Annotated in this window: 15 protein-coding genes, 2 tRNA genes, 3 rRNA genes and 1 pseudogene; 16 read left to right on the top strand and 5 right to left on the bottom strand. The window is 38.7% G+C overall.

Going from position 1 to position 21,470, the window contains the following annotated elements:
* Window positions 1-89 precede the first annotated feature (89 nt).
* Window positions 90-713 carry an HTH-type transcriptional repressor FabR gene (gene fabR, locus PSA_RS01190; protein ID WP_042151431.1) on the top strand — a complete coding sequence of 208 codons (624 nt, stop codon included), beginning with the start codon at window positions 90-92 and terminating at the stop codon, window positions 711-713.
* A 1-nt stretch (window position 714) separates the two neighbouring features.
* On the opposite strand, the gene trmA is transcribed toward fabR, so the two are convergent.
* On the bottom strand, window positions 715-1,812 hold the full coding sequence (gene trmA, locus PSA_RS01185) for a tRNA (uridine(54)-C5)-methyltransferase TrmA (protein ID WP_042151428.1): 1,098 nt from the start codon (window positions 1,810-1,812) through the stop codon (window positions 715-717).
* A gap of 143 nt (window positions 1,813-1,955) precedes the next feature.
* Between trmA and PSA_RS01180 the strand changes: the two genes are divergently transcribed.
* Both PSA_RS01180 and murI read left to right on the top strand, forming a co-directional pair.
* Window positions 1,956-3,092, top strand: a complete 1,137-nt coding sequence (locus tag PSA_RS01180) for a DUF5610 domain-containing protein (protein WP_042151425.1) — start codon at window positions 1,956-1,958, stop codon at window positions 3,090-3,092.
* 85 nt (window positions 3,093-3,177) lie between these two features.
* A complete protein-coding gene (murI, locus tag PSA_RS01175) occupies window positions 3,178-3,954 on the top strand; it encodes a glutamate racemase (RefSeq protein ID WP_042151421.1) in 777 nt (258 codons plus the stop codon).
* Here the strand turns inward: murI and PSA_RS01170 are convergent.
* Window positions 3,935-4,414: an RNA-binding protein gene (locus tag PSA_RS01170; RefSeq protein ID WP_042151418.1), complete on the bottom strand. Its 480-nt coding sequence runs from the start codon at window positions 4,412-4,414 to the stop codon at window positions 3,935-3,937. The two genes, murI and PSA_RS01170, sit on opposite strands and share 20 nt — an antisense overlap.
* A gap of 680 nt (window positions 4,415-5,094) precedes the next feature.
* Between PSA_RS01170 and PSA_RS01165 the strand changes: the two genes are divergently transcribed.
* The 5 genes from PSA_RS01165 (at window position 5,095) to rrf (ending at window position 10,449) form a co-directional block, all read left to right on the top strand.
* Window positions 5,095-6,637: ribosomal RNA gene (locus tag PSA_RS01165) — 16S ribosomal RNA — on the top strand.
* Window positions 6,638-6,709: 72 nt separating this feature from the next.
* Window positions 6,710-6,786, top strand: a tRNA-Ile gene (locus tag PSA_RS01160).
* A gap of 43 nt (window positions 6,787-6,829) precedes the next feature.
* Window positions 6,830-6,905 (top strand) — tRNA-Ala (locus PSA_RS01155).
* A gap of 326 nt (window positions 6,906-7,231) precedes the next feature.
* Window positions 7,232-10,120: ribosomal RNA gene (locus PSA_RS01150) — 23S ribosomal RNA — on the top strand.
* Window positions 10,121-10,334: 214 nt separating this feature from the next.
* Window positions 10,335-10,449 (top strand): 5S ribosomal RNA (gene rrf, locus PSA_RS01145).
* Together the 16S, 23S and 5S rRNA genes with 2 tRNA genes alongside form the textbook arrangement of a ribosomal RNA operon.
* A 189-nt stretch (window positions 10,450-10,638) precedes the next feature.
* Here the strand turns inward: rrf and PSA_RS27000 are convergent.
* From PSA_RS27000 to PSA_RS01135, 3 genes and pseudogenes are all read right to left on the bottom strand, one after another.
* Window positions 10,639-11,238 (bottom strand): annotated as a pseudogene (locus PSA_RS27000) (GspE/PulE family protein); the annotation flags it as partial.
* Window positions 11,214-11,363, bottom strand: coding sequence for a hypothetical protein (locus PSA_RS26995; RefSeq protein WP_371257761.1), 150 nt, complete (start codon window positions 11,361-11,363; stop codon window positions 11,214-11,216). The gene PSA_RS26995 and the pseudogene PSA_RS27000, both read right to left, overlap by 25 nt.
* A gap of 315 nt (window positions 11,364-11,678) precedes the next feature.
* Window positions 11,679-12,440 (bottom strand): LytTR family DNA-binding domain-containing protein, encoded by a 762-nt coding sequence (locus tag PSA_RS01135; protein ID WP_042153281.1) that lies wholly within the window; start codon window positions 12,438-12,440, stop codon window positions 11,679-11,681.
* 345 nt (window positions 12,441-12,785) lie between these two features.
* Between PSA_RS01135 and PSA_RS01130 the strand changes: the two genes are divergently transcribed.
* From PSA_RS01130 to sspA, 8 genes are all read left to right on the top strand, one after another.
* Window positions 12,786-15,455: a TonB-dependent siderophore receptor gene (locus PSA_RS01130; RefSeq protein ID WP_042153278.1), complete on the top strand. Its 2,670-nt coding sequence runs from the start codon at window positions 12,786-12,788 to the stop codon at window positions 15,453-15,455.
* 89 nt (window positions 15,456-15,544) lie between these two features.
* Window positions 15,545-16,444, top strand: a complete 900-nt coding sequence (locus tag PSA_RS01125; protein WP_042153275.1) for a class I SAM-dependent methyltransferase — start codon at window positions 15,545-15,547, stop codon at window positions 16,442-16,444.
* Window positions 16,445-16,941: 497 nt separating this feature from the next.
* Complete coding sequence (gene rplM / locus PSA_RS01120) at window positions 16,942-17,370, top strand: 50S ribosomal protein L13 (RefSeq protein ID WP_042153272.1); 429 nt, start codon at window positions 16,942-16,944, stop codon at window positions 17,368-17,370.
* Between the two features lie 8 nt (window positions 17,371-17,378).
* Window positions 17,379-17,771, top strand: a complete 393-nt coding sequence (gene rpsI / locus PSA_RS01115) for a 30S ribosomal protein S9 (RefSeq protein WP_127924255.1) — start codon at window positions 17,379-17,381, stop codon at window positions 17,769-17,771.
* A gap of 326 nt (window positions 17,772-18,097) precedes the next feature.
* A complete protein-coding gene (gene petA, locus PSA_RS01110; RefSeq protein ID WP_042153266.1) occupies window positions 18,098-18,688 on the top strand; it encodes a ubiquinol-cytochrome c reductase iron-sulfur subunit in 591 nt (196 codons plus the stop codon).
* Window positions 18,688-19,965 (top strand): cytochrome b N-terminal domain-containing protein, encoded by a 1,278-nt coding sequence (locus tag PSA_RS01105; RefSeq protein ID WP_042153263.1) that lies wholly within the window; start codon window positions 18,688-18,690, stop codon window positions 19,963-19,965. The genes petA and PSA_RS01105 overlap by 1 nt, the downstream gene beginning before the upstream one ends.
* Window positions 19,962-20,699: a cytochrome c1 gene (locus PSA_RS01100; RefSeq protein WP_042153259.1), complete on the top strand. Its 738-nt coding sequence runs from the start codon at window positions 19,962-19,964 to the stop codon at window positions 20,697-20,699. The genes PSA_RS01105 and PSA_RS01100 overlap by 4 nt, the downstream gene beginning before the upstream one ends.
* A gap of 82 nt (window positions 20,700-20,781) precedes the next feature.
* The gene (gene sspA / locus PSA_RS01095; RefSeq protein WP_042153293.1) at window positions 20,782-21,408 is read left to right on the top strand and encodes a stringent starvation protein SspA; all 627 of its coding nucleotides are present in this window, start codon (window positions 20,782-20,784) and stop codon (window positions 21,406-21,408) included.
* Window positions 21,409-21,470: the final 62 nt, after the last annotated feature.

Genomic DNA, 21,470 nt, shown 5'->3' with positions numbered 1-21,470 from the left:
TTTACCTAGTAGTTATGTTAGACTTCTGACTTGTGAAACTTGTCTAAGTAGATAAAAGAAAGACAAAAGTTAAATTTATAGAGGTAGCTATGGCTGGCGTTCGTGCAAAACAAAAAGAAAGAACAAGACTTGCCCTAATTGAAGCGGCATTCAATCAATTGAGCGCAGAGCATAGCTTATCCAATTTAAGTTTAAGAGAAGTTTCTCGAGAAGCCGGTATCGCGCCAACTTCTTTTTATAGACACTTTAAAGATATGAATGAATTAGGTTTAACTTTAGTTGATGAAGCGGGGTTAACACTTAGGCAGTTAATGCGCCAAGCGAGAAGAAGAATAAAAAGCGAAGGCAGCGTAATACATACTTCAATTCATACTTTTATGGAGTTTATTGAAAACTCGAGTAATCAGTTTCGATTATTGCTACGTGAACGTTCAGGTACCTCAATTGCATTTAGAAGTGCAGTAGCTCGAGAAATAAAACACTTTATTTTAGAGCTGGCTCATTATCTAGAAAACGAAACAAATTGTGATGCTGATCATGCTTACATTCAAGCGGAAGCTATGGTTACTTTGGTATTTAATGCAGGAGCTGAGGCTTTAGATATTGATAAGAAACAAAGGGATGAATTGGTTGATAGATTAGTTTGGCAATTAAGGTATGTTGCTAAAGGTGCTGCAATCTATGGTAAAAAAGCAGCACCTAAAAAAGACTAAGTTATTTTCGCGTTAAAAATACGCCGGATTCTATATGGTGTGTATATGGAAACTGGTCAAAAATAGCAAAGCGCTCAACTTTATGTGTTGTGGTTAATTGCTTTAAATCTCTTTCTAATGTGTCTGGATTACAAGAGATATAAATAATATTATCGTAGTTTTGCGTTAAAGTAGTTGTTTTCTCATCCATACCCGCGCGTGGTGGGTCAACTAAGATCGTTTGGCAGTTATAACTCTTTAAATCGATACCATTTAATCGAGTGAATTCTTGCTCACCATTAAGCGCTTGCGTGAACTCTTCACTGGACATGCGGATGATATCAACATTATCAATGTTATTTTCAGCAATATTAAATTGTGCTGACTTTACTGATGATTTTGAAATTTCAGTTGCTAATACACGGTCGAATGCACTTGCCAGCGCGATAGAGAAATTGCCATTACCACAATATAGTTCTAATAAATCATTTTCTAAATTTTGGCTAATATCTAACGCCCATTCTAGCATTTTTTGATTTAGCTTTGCATTGGGTTGTGTAAAGCTATTTTCTACTTGTTGATAGGTAATTTCTTTACCTGCCACATTAAGTTTTTCTACTACGTAGTCATTACCTAGTAATATTTTTTGCTTTCGTGCTCTACCAATAATATCAACATTAAATTCTTTGCTTAAAGTTGCTTTTAATTCTTCTGCTGCGACTAACCACTCATCTTCTAAAGGCTTGTGATATAATAAGCTTATTAATACTTCACCACTTAGAGTTGATAAATAATCTATTTGAAATAACTTACGTCTTAAAATTTCATTGAATTGTAATAATGAAATTAATTTAGGCATTAAGTCGTACATAATAGGTGCAGCTGGTTCAAAATGTTCAACTCGGATTTTTTCTTTGGTTTCTTGGTTAAACATTATGTGGAATAAATCATCACCTTCATGCCATACTCTAAATTCAGCACGTTGGCGGTAATGTTTTGGCTCAGAGTTGAAAACTTCTAATTTTTTAACTCCGAATTGTTCAAATTGCTTTTGAATTCGGATTTCTTTTTCACTTAGTTGTGAATCGTAAGTAGTTTCGTCAATTTCAATAATAGCCATTATATTTTCTCGTCTGAGCTGGTCGCGCTATTTTATGGAGTGATATTAGTTTGTCTATATAAATTTAAATATTTTATTAGTTGATACTTTAGTATTGACATAAATTGCCGATAAGCAATAAAGACACTGAATTGGAGCAAGTCATGAAAATTGGTTCTTCTGGGTTTCAGCCCGCATCGTTATTTAATCAGTTGTTCAAAAAGAGTGATAAAGCACAAGAGCACTCTCAAATGTCTGGTTCAGTGCAGTTTTCAAAAAATACCCAAATTGCCTCAAGAGTTATGCAAGATAAGTTATCTAACTCTTTATCCATGCCGCCAACTTCAGCTAATAAAGCTGAGTCTTTATTTGATTTTGAAGAAGTCGCAAAAAATGTTTTAGGTTTTGTCAAAACAGCTGTTTTAAATGCGCAAAGTAATGGTGCGTCAGATGACAAACTTAAAGATATTCTTAATCAAGCAAGAAGCGGTATTGAAACAGGTATAAAAGAAGCATCTGAAGAGCTAGAAGATTCTGGTTTAATGACTGATGATATACAAGAGGGCATTGCTAAAAGCTCAGAACTGATGAATAAAGGTTTAGATGAATTTGAAAGTGCGTTAGAAAGACCAAAAGCATCATCAGTAAATTATGCTCAAGCAAGTAGTTATAATTTATCAAACGGTGCTGATTTAACAATAAAAACTCAAGAAGGCGATGAAATTCGTATTAGTTTTAATTCAGATTATCAGCATCAAAATGCTTCAGTCTATCAGTCAAACAATCAAAATGAATCATTCGCATACCAAGATTCAAAATCATATTCAGCTGCATTTTCATTTGAAGTTGATGGCGATTTAAATGAAGAAGAGCAAGAAGCGATAAATGCGCTTATGTCTGATTTACAAAAAGTCAGCGATGATTTTTTCTCTGGTTCATTGGAAGATGCATTTGAACAGGCAAGCAAAATTAATATGGACACGAGCCAACTCGCAGCATTCTCAATGAACTTACAACAGACTGAAAGTCTCGTAAGTGTGAAAGAATATCGCTCCAATATGCCAGGGATTGATTTAGCCAAGCAGCTCACGCCACTTAATGAAGGTTTGGAGAAGGCATATGAGCAGGCTAAGCCGTTATCTATTGAAAATGAATTAGCTGGGATCTTACAGTGGTTAAATCAAGAAAGAGAGCAGGCTGATAAATTTATAGAATATAGCCAATCATTATTTGATCAGCTTGCTTTACTTGACAATGAAATACCAGAGACTGAAAAGTCAGATAGTGATATTCAGTCTTAAATTTTTCAAACTAGCTCAGTTTCTTGAGCTAGTAAGGGTATAATGTCACAATAGTATGTCTTCTTATATTTATTGAGCTTTACCTTTGCAGCATATTGTTATTTTTGATTCGGGTATTGGTGGTACATCTGTATTAGCACATATTCAAAAAGCGTTCCCTAATGCTAACTATAGTTATTTGATGGATAACCTATATCTTCCATACGGTGAATTAGAATCAAAAGTATTACAACAAAGATTATTACAAAAGCTTAAAACTGTTGAAGCATCTTTTGAACCGATAGATCTTATCGTTGTTGCTTGTAATACAGCAAGTACACAAAGTCTTTGTTTATTGCGTTCTCATACAGATATTCCTATTGTAGGTGTTGTGCCTGCAATCAAACCTGCAGCAAGTAAAACCAAAACTAAACAAATCGGTTTATTAGCAACGCCTGCAACTACAAATAATAAATATATTCAAAAGTTAATTAAAGATCATGCAAATGATATTGAGGTTCATTTATATGCTTCTGTAAATTTAGTGACTTTAGCAGAGTATAAATTTTGGAGGGGTGAGGTAAATCAACTAGCATTAAAGGAAGAGATTGAGAATTTAAATATCTCCAAAGAAATTGATTATTTAGTTTTAGGCTGTACACACTTTCCTATTTTATCATCAGAGATACATAAAGCGTTAGATATGGATATTGAATTAATTGATTCAGGAAATGCTATTGCAAATAGAGTAATTGATGTATTGCCGCAAAATAGAAAAGATAAAAAATCACAACAAATAAAAAGGCCGGTGCGATTTTACGCAACGGCCCCAATTCAAAATACCAAACAAAGAGTGGAAGTAATTAAACTGATTGATCTCTAGATTCAGTTTTTACTGGAGATTCATTATTCTCTTGTTTTTGTTTTGCCTCTCTTACTTTTAGTGTACGTTGCTGAAATTCAGCATCGTTTAAAGATGTAATAGCAGAGTCAGCATCTTTAGCTGCCATTTCAACAAACCCAAAGCCGCGGCGTTTACCTGTATTTTTATCTTTTAATAAACGTACTGTAAAAACTTTACCGTGTTGTTCAAATAATTCTCTGACAACACCTTCATTTGCACGGTAAGGAAGATTACCTACATATAAAGTTTTAGTTTCAATTTTAGACTCATCTTCATCCGTAGATATAAACGAAATGACGATACCACCAAGAAGTAACCCTAAAGCGAGGGCGATTGCAGGATTAGTAAAAACACTGGCCAATAGAAATTCCGCTAAGACAAAGCCAATAATAGCCAAGATAATAGAAAAGATTATAGATTTTTGATTAGATGATTTCATTTTTATATACCAAATACACAAATTAAACATTAATTTAACATCGTAGTAGAGCTTATCTTAACCTTATCTTTAAACTTCGCAATAAAATTGTGATTAAAATATAAAATACATAACTAAATAATGATTTTGATGAGCATATCACTGTGATTATGATGTAATAATAGCCGTTAAGTTTACTTTTTATGCAAATATACATTTTTTTGAATTATATTTAAAAAAACACTTGCGCTGAAATAGAATCTCTCTATACTGCGCCTCCACCGACACAGACGGCAAGCAACATTCTTAAAGGGATGTAGCGACATCGACTAGCTTGGTAGAGTTGATTAAAACTAGATTTAAAATTTTTTAAAAACTTTTAAATTAAGTCTTGACTCAAAATAATCACGGTGTATTATGCACACCCCAAGCGAAACGGCACTAGCCAAAAAGCTTGAAACGTTCTTTAACAATAAGTAATCATCTGTGTGGGCACTCTTGCAGATTGAGTTCTAAAGTCACTTTTTGAAGTGACACAAAATTAGAGTCTCATTAAAATCTGTTCACTTAATCCTTTTAGGAAAGAGCGAGTGACTACACAGTCATATGCGACGTTAAGTTTAACTTTGTTAAATTTAATATCAAAAACAGAATTCATTGAGCTGTCTCATCTATTTTATAGACAAAGACAAAAAACTTTTTAATTGAAGAGTTTGATCATGGCTCAGATTGAACGCTGGCGGCAGGCCTAACACATGCAAGTCGAGCGGTAACAGAGATAGCTTGCTATCTGCTGACGAGCGGCGGACGGGTGAGTAATGCTTGGGAATATGCCTTTAGGTGGGGGACAACAGTTGGAAACGACTGCTAATACCGCATGATGTCTACGGACCAAAGTGGGGGACCTTCGGGCCTCACGCCTAAAGATTAGCCCAAGTGGGATTAGCTAGTTGGTTGAGGTAAAGGCTCACCAAGGCAACGATCCCTAGCTGGTTTGAGAGGATGATCAGCCACACTGGAACTGAGACACGGTCCAGACTCCTACGGGAGGCAGCAGTGGGGAATATTGCACAATGGGCGCAAGCCTGATGCAGCCATGCCGCGTGTGTGAAGAAGGCCCTAGGGTTGTAAAGCACTTTCAGCGAGGAGGAAAGGTTATAGTTTAATAGACTATAGCTGTGACGTTACTCGCAGAAGAAGCACCGGCTAACTTCGTGCCAGCAGCCGCGGTAATACGAGGGGTGCAAGCGTTAATCGGAATTACTGGGCGTAAAGCGTACGCAGGCGGTTTGTTAAGCGAGATGTGAAAGCCCCGGGCTCAACCTGGGAACTGCATTTCGAACTGGCAGACTAGAGTATGATAGAGGGTGGTAGAATTTCAGGTGTAGCGGTGAAATGCGTAGAGATCTGAAGGAATACCGATGGCGAAGGCAGCCACCTGGGTCAATACTGACGCTCATGTACGAAAGCGTGGGGAGCAAACGGGATTAGATACCCCGGTAGTCCACGCCGTAAACGATGTCTACTAGGAGCTGGAATCTTCGGATGACTTTTCCAAAGCTAACGCATTAAGTAGACCGCCTGGGGAGTACGGCCGCAAGGTTAAAACTCAAATGAATTGACGGGGGCCCGCACAAGCGGTGGAGCATGTGGTTTAATTCGATGCAACGCGAAGAACCTTACCTACACTTGACATCCAGAGAAGAGACTAGAGATAGACTTGTGCCTTCGGGAACTCTGAGACAGGTGCTGCATGGCTGTCGTCAGCTCGTGTTGTGAGATGTTGGGTTAAGTCCCGCAACGAGCGCAACCCCTATCCTTAGTTGCTAGCAGGTAATGCTGAGAACTCTAGGGAGACTGCCGGTGATAAACCGGAGGAAGGTGGGGACGACGTCAAGTCATCATGGCCCTTACGTGTAGGGCTACACACGTGCTACAATGGCAGGTACAGAGTGCTGCGAGCTCGCGAGGGTAAGCGAATCACTTAAAGCCTGTCGTAGTCCGGATTGGAGTCTGCAACTCGACTCCATGAAGTCGGAATCGCTAGTAATCGCGGATCAGAATGCCGCGGTGAATACGTTCCCGGGCCTTGTACACACCGCCCGTCACACCATGGGAGTGGGTTGCTCCAGAAGTGGCTAGTCTAACTGCTTGCAGAGGACGGTCACCACGGAGTGATTCATGACTGGGGTGAAGTCGTAACAAGGTAGCCCTAGGGGAACCTGGGGCTGGATCACCTCCTTATACGAAAGAACTGGTTTGCATGCCAGTGTCCACACAGATGATTACGTAAATGAGAATGTATAAAAATATTGTGGGTCTGTAGCTCAGCTGGTTAGAGCGCACCCCTGATAAGGGTGAGGTCGGTAGTTCAAATCTACTCAGACCCACCACTTCTTAGCAACGAAGTGGCACACAATATTGAGATCTTTTAGTGGGGTTATAGCTCAGCTGGGAGAGCGCCTGCCTTGCACGCAGGAGGTCTGCGGTTCGATCCCGCATAGCTCCACCACTTCTAAGTACTTTTCATAAATAAACATGCTTTTACAAGCTTGGTTACTTATGAGAAGTTTTTCTCATGCTCTTTAAAAATTTGGAAAGCTGATATAAAAATTCTAATAAATGTTTATTAAACATTTATTAAGAGTTTTCAAAAAGTAAAAGAAACGAATGATAGCCATGTTATGGTGATGCATTCATGCCAATTTATTGTTTACTTATTTATAAGTAATTAATGATTGGCGTCTACTTTAGTATTCAAAACATTAACTTCTGGCGAAGTTAACTGTCACGAAATAATACAGCGCATTTTAGTTGTAAGACTATTTTGGGTTGTATGGTTAAGTGAATAAGCGTACACGGTGGATGCCTTGGCAGTTGGAGGCGATGAAGGACGTATTAACTTGCGATAAGCTAAGTCGAGCTAGTAAAAAGCACTTGAGACTTAGATTTCCGAATGGGGAAACCCACCTATTTATAGGTATCGTTAACTGAATACATAGGTTAACGAGGCGAACGCGGAGAACTGAAACATCTAAGTACCCGTAGGAACAGAAATCAACCGAGATTTCGAAAGTAGCGGCGAGCGAAATCGAAACAGCCCTTAAGCTTTATTGTAGTTAGTAGAATGCTCTGGAAAGTGCAACGATACAAGGTGATAGTCCTGTATACGAAAACTTATATAAAGTGAAATCGAGTAGGTCGGGACACGTGATATCCTGACTGAATATGGGGGGACCATCCTCCAAGGCTAAATACTCCCAACTGACCGATAGTGAACCAGTACCGTGAGGGAAAGGCGAAAAGAACCCCTGTGAGGGGAGTGAAATAGAACCTGAAACCGTGTACGTACAAGCAGTAGGAGCAAAGCTTTGCTTTGTGACTGCGTACCTTTTGTATAATGGGTCAGCGACTTATATTTTGTAGCGAGGTTAACCGAATAGGGGAGCCGTAGGGAAACCGAGTCTTAACTGGGCGACTAGTTGCAGGGTATAGACCCGAAACCCGGTGATCTAGCCATGGGCAGGTTGAAGGTTGAGTAACATCAACTGGAGGACCGAACCCACTTACGTTGAAAAGTGAGGGGATGACTTGTGGCTAGGAGTGAAAGGCTAATCAAACCGGGAGATAGCTGGTTCTCCCCGAAATCTATTTAGGTAGAGCCTCGGATGAATACTGACGGGGGTAGAGCACTGTTTGGGCTAGGGGGTCATCCCGACTTACCAACCCCATGCAAACTCCGAATACCGTTAAGTAATATCCGGGAGACACACGGCGGGTGCTAACGTCCGTCGTGAAGAGGGAAACAACCCAGAGCGCCATCTAAGGTCCCAAAGTGTATGTTAAGTGGGAAACGATGTGGAAAGGCCCAGACAGCCAGGAGGTTGGCTTAGAAGCAGCCATCCTTTAAAGAAAGCGTAATAGCTCACTGGTCGAGTCGGTCTGCGCGGAAGATGTAACGGGGCTAAACATACCACCGAAGATGCGCCTGCGTACTTTGTATGCGGGGTAGGGGAGCGTTCTGTAAGCCGTTGAAGGTGTACCGGGAGGTATGCTGGAGGTATCAGAAGTGCGAATGCTGACATGAGTAACGATAATGGGGGTGAAAAACCCCCACGCCGGAAGACCAAGGGTTCCTATCCCATGTTAATCAGGGTAGGGTGAGTCGACTCCTAAGGCGAGGCCGAAAGGCGTAGTCGATGGGAAACGGGTTAATATTCCCGTACTTATTATGAATGCGAAGGGGGGACGGAGCAGGCTAAACAAGCATGGCGTTGGTTGTCCATGTGAAAGTGCGTAGGCTGATGACTTAGGTAAATCCGGGTTGTCATTAAGGCTGAGACACGAGACGAGTCACTACGGTGATGAAGTTGTTGGTGCCATACTTCCAGGAAAAGCCTCTAAGCTTCAGTTTATAATGAATCGTACCCCAAACCGACACAGGTGGTCAGGTAGAGAATACTAAGGCGCTTGAGAGAACTCGGGTGAAGGAACTAGGCAAAATTGTACCGTAACTTCGGGAGAAGGTACGCCAACATTAGGTGAAGCGCTTTACGTGTGGAGCTGAAGTTGGTCTCAGAAACTAGGTGGCTGGGACTGTTTATTAAAAACACAGCACTGTGCAAAATCGAAAGATGACGTATACGGTGTGACACCTGCCCGGTGCCGGAAGGTTAATTGATGGGGTTATCTTCGGAGAAGCTCTTGATCGAAGCCCCGGTAAACGGCGGCCGTAACTATAACGGTCCTAAGGTAGCGAAATTCCTTGTCGGGTAAGTTCCGACCTGCACGAATGGTGTAACCATGGCCACGCTGTCTCCACCCGAGACTCAGTGAAATTGAAATCGCAGTGAAGATGCTGTGTACCCGCGGCTAGACGGAAAGACCCCGTGAACCTTTACTACAGCTTGGCACTGAACATTGAACCTACATGTGTAGGATAGGTGGGAGACTTTGAAGTAGCGTCGCTAGATGTTATGGAGTCGTCCTTGAAATACCACCCTTGTAGTTTTGATGTTCTAACGTAGGTCCCTAAGCGGGATTGCGGACAGTGCCTGGTGGGTAGTTTGACTGGGGCGGTCTCCTCCCAAAGAGTAACGGAGGAGCACGAAGGTTTGCTAAGTACGGTCGGACATCGTACGGTTAGTGTAATGGTAGAAGCAAGCTTAACTGCGAGACAGACACGTCGAGCAGGTACGAAAGTAGGTCATAGTGATCCGGTGGTTCTGAATGGAAGGGCCATCGCTCAACGGATAAAAGGTACTCCGGGGATAACAGGCTGATACCGCCCAAGAGTTCATATCGACGGCGGTGTTTGGCACCTCGATGTCGGCTCATCACATCCTGGGGCTGAAGTCGGTCCCAAGGGTATGGCTGTTCGCCATTTAAAGTGGTACGCGAGCTGGGTTTAGAACGTCGTGAGACAGTTCGGTCCCTATCTGCCGTGGGCGTTTGAGAATTGAGAGGGGTTGCTCCTAGTACGAGAGGACCGGAGTGAACGAACCGCTGGTGTTCGGGTTGTCATGCCAATGGCATTGCCCGGTAGCTACGTTCGGAACTGATAAGCGCTGAAAGCATCTAAGCGCGAAGCAGGCCTCGAGATGATTTCTCACTAGTGCTATAAGCACTCTGAAGGGCCGTTGGAGACTACAACGTTGATAGGCAAGGTGTGTAAGGGTTGTGAGGCCTTGAGCTAACTTGTACTAATTACCCGTGAGGCTTAACCATACAACGCCAAAGTGGTTTTGTGTGTGATAGAAACAAGCAAGAAGTTAGTGTTAACTAAAGTAGAATACTTTTATGATATCTGTATCAGCAGACCGAATTTATTAAAGAAAACAAGAACAAAGCGAATTGGGAATGATTTTATAAATTACATCCATGTAATTTACCCTAGCGGGGCGCACTAAAGTGCGTTAAAAATTGTTCCAGACAAATTTTGCTTGGTGACAATAGCGTTTTGGACCCACCTGATCCCATGCCGAACTCAGAAGTGAAACGAAACAGCGCCGATGATAGTGTGGGGTTTCCCATGTGAAAGTAGGACATCGCCAGGCTCCTAATTAAAGAAAGCCGATACAGAAATGTATCGGCTTTTTTGCTTTGTGGGGTTTATGAATTTCGTTAAATTACCAGGAACCAATAAGCGGCTAAAGCCCCGCCTACGTCTATTTCAATAATGTTAATTTACTTATACTTTGTAATTGTTTGAAGTCAGTTAATCCCGACAGCACTTTTAGAATGCCATCTTGCGTTAAAGTACTCATTAATCTTTGAGCTAAAATCCCAATGCAGGCATCAGTAAAGTTAATGAGGTCTAAACCTATGTCAATTAACCTAGTGATTGTTTCAGGCGCAGAGTTTGTATATAGTGTTAATAATACTAAGTGTCCAGTTAGTGATGCTTCTATACCTGCGGCTGCCGTTTCTAGATCTCTCATTTCTCCTATTAATATAATATCTGGATCTGCCCTTAAAAATGCTCTTAACGCGGTTTCAAATTTAAATCCGAGTTTATTGTTCATTTGAACCTGGTTTAATCCTGCTGAGTTATTTCAACTGGATCTTCGGCTGTCCATATTTTTTGTCGGGTGTATTTAATAAACCTAATACAGCATGTAAAGTTGTTGTTTTCCCTGAACCAGTAGGACCAACAACCAGAATTAATCCGTGTGGTCCTTTTGACATATGTTTTAGCATTTCGCTATTTCTTGGGGATAACGTTTTTCAGCAATATCTAAACGAGAAATTATTTTGATCCTAGCTACCATAGCTTGAAGATGGTTTGCTGGTATTTTGATCAAATCTCGACAAATTCCATCTACTCTAATTCGGACTTTAGTTGGAATTTTTCCTTTGTTCTAAAGTTAGAGCTAGTATCAAATTGCTTAGCAAATCTTAATTTTGGATGGATAGATATGAGTTCACTTCCATTATATGCATCTTTAATTAAAAGTGACTTTTTGCTCATAGCAACATACCCAGCTAATGATTGCGGGGTAATATTTACGTTTATTTCTGTTAATTTTGATCCAGTTTTAAATCGGGAGACTATTTCTTGGTTGAATTTATTGCGTTGATAAATCGTAAGTCTTTATGCATTAAATAAAGTTAATATTTTATTTTCTATAAGAGGTAATGCTTCTGAGAAATAATGACTTGCGTGTATTTGTGTAAATATAGTGGTTAGTTCTTGATAAAAAGATGGCATAACCTACTCTGTTTTAAGTTCTTTACCTTACTATAGTCAAACTGAACTTTTTGGTATTACTTTTGCTGCTAAAATTTAGCTAAGGATCCCTGACATACTTTGTTTATATCGTCTTGATAAATTAAGCGTGGCACCATTTTTTAATGTAACAAGGTAATCTCCATTGTCAGTTGGTTTTAGCTCGCTAATAGATTGCTTTTTAACTATGGCAGATCTGTGTATGCGGACAAATCCAGAAGAAGTCAGTTTTTCTTGCATGGATGCCAGTGTTTCTCTATGTAGTATTGGGCGGTCTTCATTTAATAAATGTAGCTCTACATAATTTCCAGCGCCACCAATCCAAAGAATATCGTCAGTATCGACTATCCTTATACGTCCAGAATCTTTTACTATGACAGGTTCTTTATACACTGTATTAAGCTGTAATTGTTGAAGCATGCTTTGTACATCAATTAAAGGTGTTGTTTCTGAGTTGTCTAGCCTTTTTAGTAGTTTATTTATACATTTTTGAAATCTGATTGGGGTGACAGGTGTTATTAAGTAGTCAGTGACATCAAGCTCAAATGCATCTATCGCTTGAATATCTGAATTAGATAAATAAATAACTTGAGTACAAGCAGGTAATTGTTCAACGATATTCAAGTTATCTAAGTCAATTGTAATATCAGGATTGATAAATAAAACATCTGCTTCTAAGTTGAGGCATATATCTCGGGCTTCATCTGCATTAAAAGCTAAAGCGATTGGATCAAAATCATCGCGAATTTTAAGATGCTGCTGAATATTACGACGAACAGCTTCACAACTATCGGCAATAACAACACTGAATCTTTTCATATTTCATCCTGTTTAATATAAATTGAACTTTTATACTTTCTTGTGTTCGTATAGGTACAAGAAGACAAATTTTACGTTTTTATCTGTATAGAATAAACTATGTGGATATGAACTTTCGTAAAAATATGTAACAAGATACTAGTGGTTACTAACTCTAACCCTCTATTGTTAATGGAAATGTAAATTCTAAGTAAGAAATAAATTCCTAAACACGTAAAACTCGCCTTTTATCCAAAATACCCCTCCTCTTGTGGATATGTGCTAGCTAGTTCAATTAACACTCTTTAATTTGTTCGCTGCAGCAATCTTTAGAATTGCTAAAATAAAAATTCCAGGGAGAAAAACATGTCTAAATTAAAGCTTTCAGCTTTACACCTAGCAATAGGGTCAACTTTATTATCAGGGCTTGCTTTTAATGCGAGTGCTGCAGAAGATGCTTCAGCTGAAGAAGTTGAAAGAATTGAAGTAACAGGTTCTCGTTTAAAGAGAACTGATTTGGAAGGTGCATTACCTGTAACTGTTATAAGTCGAGAAGATTTAGTTTCTAGTGGTGATGTTTCATTAGGTGAAGTGTTAAGAAATTTCCCTGGTAACTCTCAAGGTTCATTTACACCTAGATCTGGTAGTAGTGCACAATCAACTGCAGATATTAGTTTACGTGGTTTAGGTTCAAATAGAACATTAGTTTTAGTGAATGGTAAAAGATTGCCATCAGATGCATTAGGTGGTGGTTCAGGCCAAAACTTAAGCCTAGTACCAATGGCTATGGTAGAGAAAGTTGAAATTCTACAAGATGGTGCTTCATCTATCTACGGCTCTGAAGCAATTGCTGGTGTAGTTAATATTATACTTAGAAAAGACTTTGAAGGTTTACAAGTAAATGCTCAAATGAGTAGCCCATCTAGAAATGGCGGAGGTGATGAAAAAACTTTTTCATTAGTGGGGGGTGTTTCAAATGATAAAGGTAATGTGACTTTTGCAATCGAGCATAAAGAAGTTTCTAAGCTTATGGCTAATGAGCGTGCTGACACATCTGCAAATGTAGATGGTTGGGTAGGATACTCAACTAACAGTGATCCAGCGAACTGGCGTGTTACAGATTTCTTTAATGATGGTACTAATGTAAACGGTCCATGGAACCCTGATTCGCGCTGTGATTCTAACCTAATTAGTGAAACTCCAAGAGTACGTACTCATCCAGTAACTGGTGAAGTAACGAATGTTACAGATAGAGAGTGTCGCTTTGCTTATGCAGACGTTGCTTCTTGGTTACCATCTACTAAGACTGATTCGATTTTTATAAATAGTAATTATAATATTACAGATGAAGTTTCATTATTTGCTCAAGCTTCTGTTATGAATTTACAAAGTAAAGCTAACTATGCCCCAATCCCATTAGTTGCTGGATTTGGTATGACAGTTGCTGCAGATAATCAATACAATCCTACTTTTGGCACTGATAACCCACAAGAAGTTGGTGTTAAATGGCGTCCGCAAGCTTTAGGAACACGTGACTTTATTGTTGATACATTACAATTAGACTTTTTAACAGGGTTTACTTGGAGTAGTGATTACGGAACTTTTGATACATATGTTCAATGGAACAAACAAGATTCTAAAGATACTAGTAGAAATTATGTATTAACTAGTGCAGTGTTTGATTTAATTGAATCAGGTGACATCAATCCATTTGGTCCAGCAGAAGACGTTGCTGCAGCTACAGATGCTATTAGAGCTGATGCATTCCGTGAAGCTAGAGTTGATTTATTTGTTGCTGGTGCAACTTGGTCTGCTGATTTACCAATTGAATTGCCTGGTGGTGAGTTAGCTTACTCTCTAGGTTGGGAATTCCGTAGTGAGGATTTTGCTGAAACTTACGATGCATTAACAACTTCAGGTTCAATTTTTGGTGGTACAGGTGGCCCTTCTGGCGGTGGTCGCGATGCTCGAAGTGCATACTTCGAAGTGGCACTTCCTGTTCTAGATGAATTAGTTATAACATATGCTGGCCGTTATGATGAATTTACATTACCAAAAGATGCAAGTGAATATACTCAATCTCTAAGAGCACGCTATCAAGCTTCTGATTCTGTGGTACTTCGTGCTTCATACTCTGAGGGTTTCCGTGTTCCAAATATAGATACGCTCCTACAAACTGGTGGCAAGTCAACAGACCAAGCGATTGATAGACAAGCATGTAATCAAGTTGGCGACCCATCATCACCATTGTGTCTTGCCGGTGAGATTGAAGCTGAGCGTCGTCCAGGTGCTGAAACACAGCCTGAACGTTCAAAAAGTTATGCGATGGGCGTAGTGTGGGATGCAACTGAAGAGTTAAATATGACGTTTGATTATTTTGATGTTGAAATAATTGATCAAATTAGTTTCCTTTCTACTCAAGCTGTATTGGATTTAGAAGCAACAGGTGTTGACCCTAAGACATTTAATGTTGATGTTGAACGTGATAGTCAAGGTGAAATTCTTAAAGTTGTAAACGGTTATGCAAACTTACCTGGTTTCCAAACAACTGGTTTAGATTTTAACGTTACACATACATTAAGAACTGATTCTTTTGGTGATTTTAGAACCAACTTAAATGGTACTTATACTATGAGCTTCGATAGTGAATCAGCTCCTGGTTTAGGTGTATTTGATAATGTTGGTTTTGTTTCAACACCAGATTTAAGAGCTGCATTATCTTTTGATTGGATGATGGATGATTTAAATGCTCACGTTGGTATTAATTATACAGCAGGCTATGATGCTCGTACTCCTGAGGATAAATATCTAAATGATGTTGGTTCTGATGTTGGTACTTTACCTAGTTTTACTACAGTTGATACGTCAGTGGCATATACTTTATCAACACAAACGAAGGTAACTCTTGGTGCTCGTAATCTTATGGATAAAACTTCAGAGCCTAATGCGTTTGCATTTGGTAATGGTATCTATGACCGAGGCTTAGGTGAAATTTTAGGTCGAGTGGTTTACTTAAGCGTTAATCAAACATTTTAATTTTACTTGAATGATAAAAAAGAGAGCTATGCTCTCTTTTTTTATATGCGATTATAACTTAATGGTTTAAGTTTAAATAAGGGAACATAATGGAACATTGGAGTCAATTTTGGGGAGGTAATAAATTTGGAGATTGCTTTTCATTAGATGGGAATTCTAACTTAACCCATGTATTAATTCATTACTGGAATGATTACTTTACAAAAAAAGAAATAAGTGGATTTGTGCTCGATCTTGCCTGCGGCAATGGGTTTGTAGGCAAGTGCGCAATAAAAAAAATGAAGGAAACTCATTGCATAGGGGTTGAGCAGGCAATTGATATTGAGACAACGCATTACCATGATGTAGATACTGGAAGTCAGCTTAAAATATTAAAAGGGTTAAGTATCGCTGAAACAAGGTTTGTAGAAAATGAGTTTGATTTAGTTGTTTCTCAATTTGGTTTAGAGTATGCAGTGGTAAATGAAAGCTTAATTAAGCATGTCATTAAGCAAATTAAACCAGGAGGAGAATTAAATTTTATTGCTCATCATTCAAAATCTTTTATATGCATACAAAGTGAAAAAGAATTAAAGATTATAAAATATATAAATAATCAACAAAAAATTTTTAATGGTATACGTAAGTTAATAAATTCATCAAGTGAAGAGGAAAGAGATGATTTTATTAAAGGTATCATAGAAAAAGGCATTGAGATTTATGGTGAGGGGATCAGTGAAGTCGAGCATATATTTCAACTCATAATTAAACTCGTTGCATCAATAAAGTACGGAGTGCAACGTGAACACATAAGTGAGCTAGAGTCCCATTATATTGCTTATGAAAAGCGTTTAGAAGAGCAACTTAATGTTGCTTTAAGCCCGCAAAAATTAAACGATCTTATATCAATTATAAAAAATGAGAATGTTAGTTATATAAATAGTCAGATATTTCACAATGAGAAGCTAGGTTTAATTGGATGGGAAATTAATGTGAAAGTTGAAATGTAAAAAATTTAATCAGAGAATATTCAGAAACCTCCTTTTATCACACTATTGATTCACTTTATCACAATGTAATTGTTTCTCTTTTGTGAATCCCTTAAATTTAAGACTGAATCGCATCGCGATTTTTCTTTGGACCAAAGTGGGGGCTTATCCACCCCCGTTTTTTTTATCTCCTTTAAATTACAATGTAATTCTTTCTATCGTTAAATCTTCGAAGTTTGATTGATATAAAATTCATTAAAATTACCGTAGACTCAAGGTTTTTAGCTTGCGCTTCAATATAAATATAATTAATGTAGAAAAAACATGCATTATCTAGATGACGCTGTTATACTCCCGCCTCCACCACTTTCCGTTCGTATATTATCATGGGTGTTTACACTCATTTTGGTTGTGAATTACAAACCTTTAAAGGTTTAAGTGTATGAACGGCAGTAATTTTATTTTTTACTTAAAGTAATAACTGCCTGTGGTTTTAATAACACAATGGATTTTAAAAAATGAAAACTTTTGTAGCTAAGCCAGAGTCGGTAAAACGCGACTGGTATGTAGTTGACGCAGAGAATAAAACTCTGGGTCGTATCGCGACTGAAATTGCTCACCGTTTACGTGGTAAGCATAAGCCAGAGTACACTCCTCACGTAGATACAGGTGATTACATCATCGTTATCAATGCAGAGAAAGTAACTGTAACTGGTAATAAATTTAAAGACAAAATGTACTATGCTCACTCTGGTTTCCCAGGTGGCCTTAAGTCAATCACTTTTGATAAGCTTCAAGCTAAAAAGCCTGAAATGATTATCGAAAAAGCTGTTAAGGGTATGTTGCCAAAAGGACCTCTAGGTCGCGCAATGTATCGTAAACTTAAAGTTTACGCTGGTGCTGAGCATGGTCATGCTGCACAACAGCCTAAAGTACTGGACATTTAAGGAATACTATCATGGCAAATCAATACTACGGTACAGGTCGTCGTAAAAGCTCAGCAGCTCGCGTATTTTTACGTCCGGGTACTGGCAACATCGTAATCAACAAACGTTCTATCGAAGAATATTTTCCTCGTGAAACAGCACGTATGGTTGTTCGTCAGCCATTAGAGCTTGTTGAAATGACTGAAAAATTTGACTTACTAATCACTGTTTCTGGTGGTGGTATTTCAGGTCAGTCTGGCGCAATTCGTCACGGTATCACTCGTGCACTTATGCAATTTGACGAGTCACTTCGTTCTCCTCTACGTAAAGCTGGTTTCGTTACCCGTGATGCACGTAAAGTTGAGCGTAAGAAAGTGGGTCTTCATAAAGCACGTAAGCGTCCACAATTCTCAAAACGTTAATATTTATTACGTTCCAAAGAATTTCAAAAACCCAGCTTTTGCTGGGTTTTTTGTTTTTAAACCATTAAAAATTTTTTTTTGATGGTTTTTTATAAAATTTATATAAATCAGTCAGTCAAGGTGCAATATATTTGCTACAATTGAAGCACAATTATAATCTAAAATTTTAGCGTGCTTAATTTGAGTCTTTGACTCTATGTATCCTTATAATAAATAAGGGTTTTATTTAAGATTGTGACTGTTTGTAAGTAATTTTTTGTAATTTAACCTGCTGTAACTGAATTCTCAATGTGGCAAGTATTGAGAAACATCGTGGAGATGAGTGGATGAGCAATGCGCCAGTAGACAATAGCCGACGTCGCTTTTTAACCATAGCTACCTCTGTCGTAGGTGGTGTGGGAGCGGTTGGAGCTGCTGTCCCTTTTATCGCGTCTTGGAACCCAAGTGAAAGAGCCAAATCTGCAGGTGCACCTGTAGAAGTGGATATCAGTAAACTTGAGCCTGGACAATTAATTCGTGTTGAGTGGCGAGGAAAACCTGTATGGGTTGTGAGTCGTACACCAAAAATGTTAGAAACGTTGAAAACGTTAGACGGTCAATTGCGTGATCCGCAATCGGCAGAGGAGCAGCAACCTGAGTTTGCTCAAAATCCTCACCGTTCTATACGTCCTGAGATATTTTTAGCTGTGGGTATTTGTACTCATTTAGGATGTTCTCCAAGTTTCCTTAAAGGTAACTTTGGTGAGAAAGTGGAAGGTGTAGAAGATGGTTTCTTCTGTCCTTGTCACGGTTCTAAATTTGATTTAGCTGGTCGTGTATTCCAAAGTGTACCTGCGCCGTTAAATCTTGAGATCCCTCCTTATATGTTTATTGATGATACCACTATCATGGTTGGCGTTGAAGAAGGGGCTGCATAATGTTAAAAAAACTAGCGACAGATACGATTGATTGGATTGATCAACGTGTTCCTATGACGCGTGTTTGGAATATGCATATTGCGCAATATCCAACACCTAAAAACTTTAACTTCTGGTACTTTTTTGGTTCTTTAGCCATTTTAGTATTAGTAAACCAAATCCTTACGGGTATTTGGTTAACAATGAACTACGTACCATCTTCTGAAGGTGCTTTTGCATCTGTTGAATACATCATGCGTGATGTTGAATACGGTTGGTTACTCAGGTATCTGCATTCTACCGGTGCGTCTGCTTTCTTTGTTGTTGTTTATTTACATATGTTCCGTGGCATGATTTACGGCTCCTATCAAAAACCGCGTGAGTTACTGTGGTTATTTGGTATGTGCATTCTATTAGTGCTAATGGCTGAAGCTTTCATGGGTTACTTATTACCTTGGGGTCAAATGTCATTCTGGGGTGCACAGGTAATCATTTCTATATTTGGTGCGATTCCAATTATTGGTGATGACTTAACGCTTTGGATCCGTGGTGACTATGTTATCTCTGGTGCAACACTAAACCGCTTCTTTGCATTACATGTTATTGCATTGCCACTTGTTTTAGTAATTTTAGTATTCTTACATCTTATTGCTTTACATGAAGTTGGCTCTAATAACCCTGAAGGCGTTGAAATTAAACGTAAAAAAGGTTCTGTTAAAGAAGAAGATAAATCTAAATTTAAGTTTCATGAGTATTACTCTGGTAAGAAAGATATTGTTGATGCGATCCCATTCCATCCTTATTACACAGTGAAAGATATTGTTGGTGTTGTTGGTTTCTTATTCTTCTTCTGTGCAATTGTATTTTTTGCGCCGGCGATGAATGGTTTCTTCCTTGAAGCGCCAAACTTTGAAGCTGCAAATCCGTTGAAAACACCTGAACATATTTTCCCTGTTTGGTATTTCACACCTTTCTATGCAATATTACGTGCAATTCCTGATAAGTTATTGGGTGTAATCGCTATGGGTGGAGCAATTTTTGCGCTGGCATTATTACCTTGGATTGATCGTGGTAAAGTTAAGTCTATTCGTTACCGTTGTGGTTTCCATAAACTTAATATTGCTCAGTTTGTTGTAACTTTCATCATCCTTGGTTGGATTGGTGCAACACCACAAACAGACTTTAAAACGATTTTATCGCAAATCACGACTGTGACTTACTTTATGTTCTTCGTATTTTTATTTGTTTATAGTAAAAATGAAGTAACTAAGCCATTGCCAGAGAGGTTAACTAAATAATGAAAAAGCTTATTGTAGGTTTATTCGTATTGTTGCCAATTTTTGCAATGGCAGCGGGTCCATCTGTACCACTGATGAAAGCGGGTAATGATTTAACTGATAATGCATCATTACAACGTGGTGCTAAGTTATTCATGAACTATTGTCTTGCGTGTCATCAAATGCAATACCAACGTTATGAACGTACGTTCCGTGACATTGGTATTCCTACTGCAATTGGTGAAGAGCAGCTTATTTTTGATGGTTCAAAAGTTGGTAGCCATATTAAAAATGCAATTGATATAGATGATGCTTCTAAGTGGTTTGGTGCTCCACCACCAGATTTAACTTTAGTTGCTCGCGTAAGAGGTACCGATTGGATTTATACTTACCTTAAATCTTTCTATAAAGATGATTCGCGCCCATTTGGTGTAAATAATGTTGTATTCCCTTCAGTAGGTATGCCACATGTTTTACAAGAGCTTCAAGGTGTTGCTACAGCAGTTACTGAAGAAGTTGAAGAAAATGGTCAAATGGTCACTAAAGTTGTAGGTACTGTTTCAGATGGCTCTGGCGAAATGAGTGATGATGAATATGATCAAGCTGCTCGTGATCTAGCTAACTTTTTTGAATACGTGGGTGAACCTTCACGTTTAGAATCAAAAGCGTTAGGTATTAAAGTGTTAGGATTCTTATTTATACTATTTATCTTGGCATTTTTACTGAAAAAAGAATACTGGAGAGATGTTCATTAATTGAACTTTCTTTAGCATGAAATAATGCAATAGGGGCTTAGCCCCTATTGCTGTCTCTAGCAAAAAATAAATGGAGGTAGGCATGGCTGTTGCTGCCAATAAACGCCCTGTAATGACTCTTTTCTCTGGTGCAAACTGTATGTACAGTCACCAAGTACGTATCGTACTAGCAGAAAAAGGCGTAAGTGTTGATATTCACCTAGTAGAAATTGATAATTTACCGGAAGCGTTGCATGAAGTTAACCCTAACGGATCAGTACCAACATTAATTGATCGTGAATTAGGTTTATATCAGGCAAACATCATCATGGAATACCTTGATGAGCGTTTCCCACATCCTCCACTAATGCCAGTATATCCTGTCATGCGTGGCCGTAGCCGTTTACTTATGCATAGAATACAGCAAGACTGGTATTCATTAGCATTTAAAGTATACGAAGGCGGTAGCGATGCTGCTCAAGCGCGTAAAGAATTAACTGAAGCGATTTTAGCTATCGGTCCAATCCTAGCTGAAGTACCTTACTTTATGAGTGAAGACTTTAGTTTAGTTGATTGTTATATTGCTCCATTACTTTGGCGTTTACCGGAGTTAGGCATTGAACTAATTGGTGCCGGAAGTAAAGAAGTTAAAGAATACATGAAACTTGTATTTGAACGTGAATCATTTGAAGCTTCTCTTACTGAAGCTGAACGTGAAATTCACCTTTAATATTTCATAGCTTAGTATTTATAAAGCCTTCATATATTGAAGGCTTTTTATTTTGATTCTAA

The organism is Pseudoalteromonas sp. '520P1 No. 423', from assembly GCF_001269985.1.
Lineage (GTDB): Bacteria > Pseudomonadota > Gammaproteobacteria > Enterobacterales > Alteromonadaceae > Pseudoalteromonas.
Note: the sequence above shows the minus strand (reverse complement) of the source record. Positions and strands in the feature narration are given on the sequence as shown.

Coding starts and splice junctions, on each gene's coding strand:
- fabR (WP_042151431.1), top strand. CDS start 90: ATGGCTGGCGTTCGTGCAAAACAAAAAGAAAGAACAAGACTTGCCCTA.
- PSA_RS01170 (WP_042151418.1), bottom strand. CDS start 4,414: ATGAAATCATCTAATCAAAAATCTATAATCTTTTCTATTATCTTGGCT.
- petA (WP_042153266.1), top strand. CDS start 18,098: ATGAGCAATGCGCCAGTAGACAATAGCCGACGTCGCTTTTTAACCATA.
- PSA_RS26995 (WP_371257761.1), bottom strand. CDS start 11,363: ATGAGCAAAAAGTCACTTTTAATTAAAGATGCATATAATGGAAGTGAA.
- rplM (WP_042153272.1), top strand. CDS start 16,942: ATGAAAACTTTTGTAGCTAAGCCAGAGTCGGTAAAACGCGACTGGTAT.
- sspA (WP_042153293.1), top strand. CDS start 20,782: ATGGCTGTTGCTGCCAATAAACGCCCTGTAATGACTCTTTTCTCTGGT.
- PSA_RS01130 (WP_042153278.1), top strand. CDS start 12,786: ATGTCTAAATTAAAGCTTTCAGCTTTACACCTAGCAATAGGGTCAACT.
- PSA_RS01180 (WP_042151425.1), top strand. CDS start 1,956: ATGAAAATTGGTTCTTCTGGGTTTCAGCCCGCATCGTTATTTAATCAG.
- PSA_RS01105 (WP_042153263.1), top strand. CDS start 18,688: ATGTTAAAAAAACTAGCGACAGATACGATTGATTGGATTGATCAACGT.
- PSA_RS01135 (WP_042153281.1), bottom strand. CDS start 12,440: ATGAAAAGATTCAGTGTTGTTATTGCCGATAGTTGTGAAGCTGTTCGT.
- trmA (WP_042151428.1), bottom strand. CDS start 1,812: ATGGCTATTATTGAAATTGACGAAACTACTTACGATTCACAACTAAGT.
- PSA_RS01125 (WP_042153275.1), top strand. CDS start 15,545: ATGGAACATTGGAGTCAATTTTGGGGAGGTAATAAATTTGGAGATTGC.